The organism is Actinophytocola sp. (assembly GCF_035712165.1).
GTDB lineage: Bacteria > Actinomycetota > Actinomycetes > Mycobacteriales > Pseudonocardiaceae > DASYTH01.
Map to the genome: position 1 here is coordinate 1 of NZ_DASTBH010000312.1, position 4,882 is coordinate 4,882.

Annotated in this window: 8 protein-coding genes; 3 read left to right on the top strand and 5 right to left on the bottom strand. The window is 70.7% G+C overall.

What is annotated here, in order from left to right:
- Together VFO68_RS17695 and VFO68_RS17700 are read right to left on the bottom strand one after the other, a co-directional pair.
- Nucleotides 1-776 (bottom strand): N-acetylglucosamine-6-phosphate deacetylase (locus VFO68_RS17695; protein WP_325159408.1); only part of this gene is annotated, 776 nt, incomplete at its 3' end.
- 59 nt (nt 777-835) lie between these two features.
- On the bottom strand, nt 836-1,471 hold the full coding sequence (locus VFO68_RS17700) for a SigE family RNA polymerase sigma factor (protein ID WP_414635525.1): 636 nt from the start codon (nt 1,469-1,471) through the stop codon (nt 836-838).
- Between VFO68_RS17700 and VFO68_RS17705 the strand changes: the two genes are divergently transcribed.
- Complete coding sequence (locus VFO68_RS17705; RefSeq protein WP_325159415.1) at nt 1,470-1,763, top strand: YciI family protein; 294 nt, start codon at nt 1,470-1,472, stop codon at nt 1,761-1,763. The genes VFO68_RS17700 and VFO68_RS17705 overlap by 2 nt on opposite strands.
- A 59-nt stretch (nt 1,764-1,822) precedes the next feature.
- Here VFO68_RS17705 and VFO68_RS17710 read toward each other — a convergent pair whose 3' ends face one another.
- Genes VFO68_RS17710 through VFO68_RS17720 form a run of 3 tightly spaced genes read right to left on the bottom strand, consistent with a single transcriptional unit; the run spans nt 1,823 to nt 3,545 of the window.
- Nucleotides 1,823-2,290 (bottom strand): pyridoxamine 5'-phosphate oxidase family protein, encoded by a 468-nt coding sequence (locus VFO68_RS17710; protein ID WP_325159410.1) that lies wholly within the window; start codon nt 2,288-2,290, stop codon nt 1,823-1,825.
- 4 nt (nt 2,291-2,294) lie between these two features.
- On the bottom strand, nt 2,295-3,209 hold the full coding sequence (locus VFO68_RS17715; RefSeq protein WP_325159411.1) for a short-chain dehydrogenase/reductase: 915 nt from the start codon (nt 3,207-3,209) through the stop codon (nt 2,295-2,297).
- Nucleotides 3,210-3,260: 51 nt separating this feature from the next.
- Nucleotides 3,261-3,545, bottom strand: a complete 285-nt coding sequence (locus tag VFO68_RS17720; RefSeq protein WP_325159412.1) for a DUF427 domain-containing protein — start codon at nt 3,543-3,545, stop codon at nt 3,261-3,263.
- Between the two features lie 99 nt (nt 3,546-3,644).
- Between VFO68_RS17720 and fbaA the strand changes: the two genes are divergently transcribed.
- Both fbaA and VFO68_RS17730 read left to right on the top strand, forming a co-directional pair.
- Nucleotides 3,645-4,679: a class II fructose-bisphosphate aldolase gene (gene fbaA, locus VFO68_RS17725; RefSeq protein ID WP_325159413.1), complete on the top strand. Its 1,035-nt coding sequence runs from the start codon at nt 3,645-3,647 to the stop codon at nt 4,677-4,679.
- Nucleotides 4,679-4,882 (top strand): DUF3151 family protein (locus VFO68_RS17730; protein WP_325159414.1); only part of this gene is annotated, 204 nt, incomplete at its 3' end. The genes fbaA and VFO68_RS17730, both read left to right, overlap by 1 nt.

The window sequence follows — 4,882 nt, forward strand, 5'->3', positions numbered from 1 at the left end:
CGCGCGGCCAACCGGATCACGCTGGGGTGCACGTGCACCAGGTCGCAGATCAGCTCGACGGTGACCCGCTCGTCGTCGAGCAGGGTGCCGATCGGCCCGGGCTCGCGGTGGTGCAGCGGGCGCATCCCGTTGAACAGGTGGGTGGCCACGCTCGCCCCGGCGTCGACCGCCGGCAGCACCTGCGCCTCGGTGGCGTCGGTGTGCCCGATCGCGGCCAGGACCCCGGCGCCGACCAACTGCTTCACCGCCGGCAGCGCGCCGTCCAGTTCGGGGGCGATGGTGACCATCCGGACCGCGCCCCGGCCGGCCGCGAGCAGCGTGTTGACCGCGTCCTCGTCCGGCGGGCGCAGGATGGCCGGGTCGTGCGCGCCGCACCGGGCCGTCGACAGGAACGGTCCCTCCAGGTGGATGCCGGTGAGCAGGCCGTCCTCGACCAGTTCGGCGAGCTCGGCGACCTGCCGGGCGAGCTCGGGCACGGGCCGGGACACCAGGCTGGCCAGCAGGGTGGTGGTGCCGTGCCGGCGGTGCGCGGCGACCGCCCGGCGCACCCGGTCCGGCTCGGCGCCCGCGAACGACTCGCCGCCGCCGCCGTGGCAGTGGATGTCGACGAACCCGGGGACCACCCAGGCGCCGGTCGCGTCGACGACCTCCTCGGCCGGGGGTGGCGCTCCGGTTCCGACGGCGCTGATGGCGCCCCCTTCGACCAGCACCCATCCGGGATCCAGCACGCCCCCGGGTGTCACCACCCGGCCCCCGGCGATCAGCTGCCCGCCCATGCCGCACCCACTCTCCCTGGCGACGACCAACGCTCCATTGGTCTATACCATAGTGGGATTCAGTGCGGCGGGTTCATGATCTTCTGCAGCGCTTCCAGTGCGCGGGACGCGGTGGACTTCACCGTCCCCTTGGAGATGCCGGCGGCCTCGGCGATCTCCGACTCGGAAAGGTTTCCGTAGTAGCGCAGGACCAGCACCTCCCGCTGCCGGGGCGGCAGGTGCGACAGCGCCCGCACCACCGACTGGTGCTCGGCGGTCAGCATCGCCAGGCTCTCCGCCGAGCGGGCGTTGACCGCGTGCGGCGGGGTGTACTCCCGCGCGGTCTTGCGCCGGCGCAGCACACTGCGCGACCCGTTCACCACGGCGGTGCGCAGATAGCCGACGGCGGCCGCGGCATCGCGCAGGTTGCCCCAGTTGCGGTGCAGGCCGGTGAACGCCTCCTGGACCACGTCCTCCGCGGTGGCCGGTTCGTCCACCAGAAGCAGCGCCAGCCGGATCAGCCGCATACGATGCGTCCGGTAGAGATCTTCAAGCGTGAGCGGGGCCTCCGGCGCCGCGGTCGGCGCGGCGCGTGTGTCGATGGCGTGTAGCCGGGTCAGCGTTCGTTCCACGCTGCGTTCGGCGTTGCCTTCATTGCGGTCCAAGCCATTCCCCGGCACGGATGGACCATACCGGGGAGCGAGAGAGGTGCCCATGCCCTGGTTCACCGTCGAAACCCACTACACCGAGAACCGGGATCTGCTCGACGCCACCCGCCCGGCGCACCGGGAGTACCTGATGGACCTGGCGGAGAAGGGCAAGGTGCTCGCCGGCGGCCCGTACTCCGACGACCTGTCCGGGTTCGCCGTCTACCGCGTCGCCGACATCGACGAGCTGAACCTGTTGCTGGCGGCCGATCCGTACACCACCGAGGAGATCGCGGCCCGGCGGGTGGTCAAGGAGTGGACCATCACGCTCGGGCCGTGGTCGGAGGAGTCAGATACCTAGCCCGGACGCCTTGTCCGCGGATCGAAGCGCGGCACGGGATCCTGCTCGGAGAAGAGTCGTTAGTAACCTCCGCCGAGCTTGCGGTGGTCCCAGCTGATCACCTTGGTGGGGTTGAACACCAGGCCGACCCGCTTGGCCGCCTGGGCCCGGACGAACTGGCTGGCCGAGGTCGCCACGTCGGCCTCGGGCAGCATCCGCACGGTCAGCTCGTTGCCGATCAGGGCGACCGCCTCGACGTCGTCGATGATGTCGACGTCGCACTCCATGGACACGCCGCGCAGCTCGCCGTAGGACTCGCCGGCCTCGATCAGGACGGTGGCGTGCGGGTCGCGCCGCAGGTTGGCCACCTTCTGCGACTTGGCGTAGGTCCAGGTGGCGATCGCTTCGCCGCGGGTCACGTAGAACACCGGCACCAGGTGCGGGCGGCCGTTCGGGCCGATGGTCGCCACGTGCGCGGTCAGCTCCGCCTCGACGAAGCCGGTGATCTCCCCGGGCGTCATCCTGATCTCGTCGCGCCGCGATGCCATGCCGCTACTCCGCCGTCCGTGTCTCCGCGCTCTGCGCCGCCGCCCGCGCGCCCGGGCCGACCATGCTGGACTCGACCGCGCCGCGCTCGGCGATGTCGGCCAGTATCGCCGCATCGGCCTGCGGGACGATCTTCCGGGCCTGCCGTTCGACCACCCGCGGCATGAGCGCCCGGAACAGTTTCACCGCGCCGACCCAGCCCGGCACGTGCACCGCCCTGGACCGCCGGGCCACCCCCGCGCTGATCAGCCTGACCGCGACCGGCAGCGGGTAGGTCTTGCCGGCCAGGCCCGGGCTCGCCGCCCGCAGCGGACCGAACACCGGGTGCTCGCCGGTGCCGTTGACCATGTCGGTGGCGATGAAGGTGGGGTGCACGACCCCGACCGCGACGCCGAGATGGCGGACCTCGGCCCGCAGGCTGTTGGCGAACGCCTCCACCCCCGCCTTGGCCGCGCTGTAGGCGGCGTTGCCGGGGATGTGCACGATGGCCGCGAGTGAGGAGACCAGCATCGCGTAGCCCCGGCGCTCGATCAGGTGCGGCAGGGCGACCCGGACCGTGCGCCACACGCCGAGCAGGTCCACCTCGATCACCCGCTCGAACGCCTTCGGGTCGATGGAACGGGTGAAGCCGATGGCGGCGATGCCGGCGTTGGCGATCACCACGTCGATCCCGCCGTACCGCTCGACCACCCCGGCGACGGCCGCCTCCAGGTCCGTCCAGCTGGTCACGTCCGCGACCCAGGCGCTGGCGTCCGGCCCGCAGCCGGCCGCCACCCGGTCCAGCTCCTCCGGCTCCAGGCCGACCAGGGCCACCTTCGCGCCCTTGGCGGCCAGGTCGGCGGCCACCGCGGCGCCGATGCCCCGGGCCGCCCCGGTGATCAACACGACCTTGCCCCTGACCGACCGTCCGCGCACACCCATGGCGGCACCGTACCGTAACTTACCGATAGTAAGCTACTGAGAGTCAGGAAGTCAGCCGGTGACCTCGACACCCTTCCAGAACGCGATGTGGTCCTTGATCTCGGCCGCGGCGTCCTTCGGCTGCGGGTAGTACCAGGCCGCGTCCTGGTTCTGCTCGCCGTTGACGTCGAGCGTGTAGTAGCTGGCCTCACCCTTCCACGGACAGGTGGAATGTGTGTCCGAGGTACGCAGGTAGTCCTGGCGCACCGACTCGGCCGGGAAGTAGTGGTTTCCCTCGACGATGGTCGTCTGGTCGCTCTCGGCGATGATCTCGCCGTTCCAACGTGCCGTTGCCATGCTTCCAATATGCCCCCGACGCGCCGCCTGCGCTTCGAGCGGGGTGAATAGGATCCATAGCTGAGAAGGGCCCGCGCCGGCTTCGAGGAGGATTTCCCCATGCCTATCGCCACACCCGAGATCTATGCCGAGATGCTGGACCGGGCCAAGGCGAACGAGTTCGCATACCCGGCCATCAACGTCACCTCGTCGGAGACCCTGAACGCGGCGCTGCGCGGGTTCGCCGAGGCCGAGAGCGACGGCATCATCCAGGTGTCCACCGGGGGCGCCGAGTTCGCCTCCGGCACCAAGATCAAAGACATGGTCACGGGCGCGACCGCGCTCGCCGAGTTCGCGCACGTGGTGGCCGCCAAGTACCCGGTGAACGTCGCCCTGCACACCGACCACTGCCCGAAGGACAAGCTGGACGGCTTCGTGCGGCCGTTGCTGGCGATCAGCCAGGAGCGGGTCGCGAACGGACAGCAGCCGTTGTTCCAGTCGCACATGTGGGACGGCTCGGCGGTGCCGCTCGACGAGAACCTCGAGATCGCGGCGGATCTGCTCGCCGGGGCGGCCAAGGCGAAGATCATCCTTGAGGTGGAGATCGGCGTGGTCGGAGGCGAGGAGGACGGGGTCGTCGCCGAGATCAACGAGAAGCTCTACACCAGCGAGGACGACTACCTGAAGACCATCGAGGCGCTCGGCGCCGGCGAGAAGGGCCGCTACCTGCTGGCCGCGACGTTCGGCAACGTGCACGGCGTCTACAAGCCGGGCAACGTCAAGCTGCGCCCCGAGGTGCTCAAGCGCGGCCAGGAGGTGGCCGCGCAGAAGCTGGGCAAGCCGGCCGGGTCCAAGCCGTTCGAGCTGGTGTTCCACGGCGGGTCGGGCTCGCTGCTCGAGGAGATCCACGAGGCGCTGTCCTACGGCGTGGTGAAGATGAACATCGACACCGACACCCAGTACGCCTACACCCGGCCGATCGCCGATCACATGTTCAAGAACTACGACGGCGTGCTGAAGATCGACGGCGAGGTCGGCAACAAGAAGACCTACGACCCGCGCGGCTACCTGAAGGCAGCCGAGCAGGCGATGGCGGCGCGGGTGAGCCAGGCGTGCGACGACCTGCGCTCCGCGGGCCGGATGCTGGCCGGCTGATGACCAACCTGCTGGGACCGGAGCCCACCCTGCTCCCCGACCGCCCCGAGCCGCAGGCCGCGATCGAGTCCGGCACCGCCCCGGCCGAGGTGGTCACCGCGTGGCCGGACTTCAGCGAGGGCTGGGCGGTGCTGGCCGAGCAGGCGCTGACCGCCGGGAACCCGGTGGCCGCCTATGCCTACGCCCGCACCGGCTACCACCGC

Excerpts from the sequence above, each read along its gene's own strand:
- fbaA (WP_325159413.1), top strand. The coding sequence starts at position 3,645 with ATGCCTATCGCCACACCCGAGATCTATGCCGAGATGCTGGACCGGGCC.
- VFO68_RS17715 (WP_325159411.1), bottom strand. The coding sequence starts at position 3,209 with ATGGGTGTGCGCGGACGGTCGGTCAGGGGCAAGGTCGTGTTGATCACC.
- VFO68_RS17705 (WP_325159415.1), top strand. The coding sequence starts at position 1,470 with ATGCCCTGGTTCACCGTCGAAACCCACTACACCGAGAACCGGGATCTG.
- VFO68_RS17710 (WP_325159410.1), bottom strand. The coding sequence starts at position 2,290 with ATGGCATCGCGGCGCGACGAGATCAGGATGACGCCCGGGGAGATCACC.
- VFO68_RS17720 (WP_325159412.1), bottom strand. The coding sequence starts at position 3,545 with ATGGCAACGGCACGTTGGAACGGCGAGATCATCGCCGAGAGCGACCAG.
- VFO68_RS17700 (WP_414635525.1), bottom strand. The coding sequence starts at position 1,471 with ATGGGCACCTCTCTCGCTCCCCGGTATGGTCCATCCGTGCCGGGGAAT.